The sequence below is a fragment of the Catenibacterium sp. UBA627 genome (assembly GCF_002299355.1).
GTDB classification, from domain to species: Bacteria; Bacillota_I; Bacilli_A; order Erysipelotrichales; family Coprobacillaceae; genus Catenibacterium; species Catenibacterium mitsuoka.
Map to the genome: position 1 here is coordinate 1 of NZ_DBPF01000137.1, position 2,671 is coordinate 2,671.

At 34.3% G+C, this 2,671-nt stretch carries 3 protein-coding genes; 2 read left to right on the forward strand and 1 reads right to left on the reverse strand.

The genetic code is table 11. The features are described 5' to 3' along the window. Positions 1 to 44: 44 nt before the first annotated feature. Positions 45 to 1,247: a class I SAM-dependent rRNA methyltransferase gene (locus B2S90_RS09165; protein ID WP_286696937.1), complete on the reverse strand. Its 1,203-nt coding sequence runs from the start codon at positions 1,245 to 1,247 to the stop codon at positions 45 to 47. A gap of 83 nt (positions 1,248 to 1,330) precedes the next feature. Here B2S90_RS09165 and B2S90_RS09170 point away from each other — a divergent pair, with 83 nt between their 5' ends. Both B2S90_RS09170 and B2S90_RS09175 read left to right on the forward strand, forming a co-directional pair. After that, positions 1,331 to 2,281 (forward strand): L-lactate dehydrogenase, encoded by a 951-nt coding sequence (locus tag B2S90_RS09170; protein ID WP_055233233.1) that lies wholly within the window; start codon positions 1,331 to 1,333, stop codon positions 2,279 to 2,281. Positions 2,282 to 2,333: 52 nt separating this feature from the next. After that, positions 2,334 to 2,671, forward strand: a 338-nt coding sequence (locus B2S90_RS09175; RefSeq protein ID WP_286696938.1) for an HAD-IIB family hydrolase, incomplete at its 3' end; no start/stop codon positions are given.

Below are 2,671 nucleotides of genomic sequence, written 5' to 3' on the forward strand. Positions count from 1 at the left end.
TATAACTGAAAAGATGATGGCTCGTGTCGAGTCATCATCTTTTCTTACTTTTCATCAACCACCTGGAAGATATAGAACTTTAAGTAATAGCTATTCTCATCACCATTCCACAAAATAGGATGATCTGCAGCCTGTGTTCTAAATTCTACCTGTCTTAATCTCTTATGTACAAGCTTTGCAGCCTGTCCAATAGTTTTAGTAAATGTATCATAGTCCATAAAATGAGAACATGAACATGTAGCCAGATATCCACCATCTTTTACTAATTTCATACCTCTCATATTAATCTCACGATAGCCTTTAATCGCATTCTTAATAGATGCACGAGACTTTGTGAAAGCAGGGGGATCTAATATAACCATATCAAATAATTCTCCCTGAGCCTCTAATTCTGGTAGGAAATCAAATACATCATGACACTCAAACTTAACAGTATCTTCTAAACCATTAAACTTAGAATTCTCATTCGCAAGATTTACCGCAAACTGAGATGCATCCACACCTAAAACACTTTGAGCTCCTGCAATACCTGCATTCAATGCAAAAGTACCAATATAAGTAAAACAGTCTAATACTTTTGCATCTTTACATAATTTCTGTATTGCAAGTCTATTATATTTCTGATCAAGGAAGAAACCAGTCTTCTGTCCTTCTGCAACATCTATATGATACTTAACACCATTCTCTACAATATCAATATGAGGATCAAAAGGTTCACCAATAAACCCTTTGACTCTTTCCATACCTTCCTTAGTACGTTCCTTGGCATCACTACGTTCATATACACCTCTAATAGTAATGCCATCCTGTAGTAGAATATCCTTCATAAGTTCTACAATCTCTTCCTTAAAGGCATCAATACCTAATGCGAGAGACTGTACAACTAATATATCCTCAAACTTATCAATCACTAGACCTGGTAAGAAATCAGCATCTCCAAACACAATACGACAACTAGAAGTATCCACTGTCTTTTTACGGTAATCCCAGGCATTCTGTAATCTCATACGTAAGAAATCAGAATCAATCTCCTGATCAATATTTCTAGTCATTAAACGAATTCTAATCTTAGAATTCTGGTTAATATAACCTCTACCTAATGGATACTCATTATGGGCATATACATCTACAATATCACCATTCTTGAAATGTCCATGTATCTCTTTTATTTCATTGTCATAAATCCATAAACCGCCTGCATTAATAGTACGGCCTTCACCCTTTTTTAATAGTACTTTAGTTTTCATATTTGAACCTCTCTTGGTCATTATTATACATTTGATAGGACAGTTGTGCTACAATATTAACGATTCAAGGAGGAAAAAATAATATGAGTTTTAAGGATTCTAAAGTAGTTATTGTTGGTTTAGGTAATGTAGGTGCTACAACTGCCTACTCAATTATTAACCAGGGACTTTGTGAAGAAATTGTATTAATTGATATTAATAAAGAAAAAGCATATGGTGAAGCATTAGATATGCAGCAGTCAGTTTACTTCATGAATAGAAATATTAAAGTAAAAGCAGGGGATTATTCTGATTGTAAGGATGCAGATGTAGTCATCATTACAGCATCAGCACCAATGCCTAAAGATTCTCATGACCGTTTACAGATGTTAGCACCAAGTGTTAAGATTATTAAGTCTATTGTAAATTCTACAATGGCGTCTGGCTTTAATGGTATCTTTATTGTCGTATCTAACCCAGTAGATATTATGAGTTATATTACTTGGAAGGAATCAGGCTTACCAAAGAACCAGGTTATTGGTAGTGGTACAACTCTTGATAGTGCAAGATTATCTTGTCGTTTAGCTGATATGTATCATTTAGATGCAAAGAGTGTATCAGCATATGTATGTGGTGAACATGGTGATTCAGAAATGGTGACATGGTCTAGTGCAACTATTGGTGGTAAGAGTGTAGAAGATGTATTAAAAGATAATGCGGAACGTACTAAGGATGCCACTAAGGAAACATTAAGACATGCTGTCATTGAAGATGGATGGCAGATCTTTAACCGTAAAGGTAATACATGTTATGGTATTGCGGCAGCAACTACCGCAATTTTGAAATCTATTCTCTTTAATGAAAATAGAATTTATCCAGTATCTGTTCATTTAGATGGTCAGTATGGTATGAATGATATCTTCTTAAGTGTTCCTACTATTATTGATAAGACAGGAGCTAAAGAAATAGTAGAAATAAATATGAAAGAAGATGAGCAGAAAGCACTCGAGGAATCATATAAAGTTCTGAAAGATTTCTGTCAACAGTTAGACTAAGAGAGGGTAAACCTCTCTTTTTATGTTAGAATGGATCCATGGAGGATTTAGTATGATTAAGATTGCATTTTTTGATATTGATGGAACTTTAAGCAATATGGAAACACGCAGTGTTTCTGATATTACTATAGAAACATTACAGAGATTACAGGCTAATAATATAAAGGTATGTATTGCGACAGGAAGACATCCTTTAAGTGTACCTGCTTTTGAAGGAGTGACTTTTGATGCCATACTTTCTTTTAATGGGTCTTATTGTTTTGATAAGGAAGGACATGTTTTGTATAGTCATCCGATCCCACATGAGGATGTATTAAGAATTATAGAGAATGCGTCTTCTATTAATAGATTTGTTTCACTTGCAAGTAAAGATGATAGTAAAGCCAATGG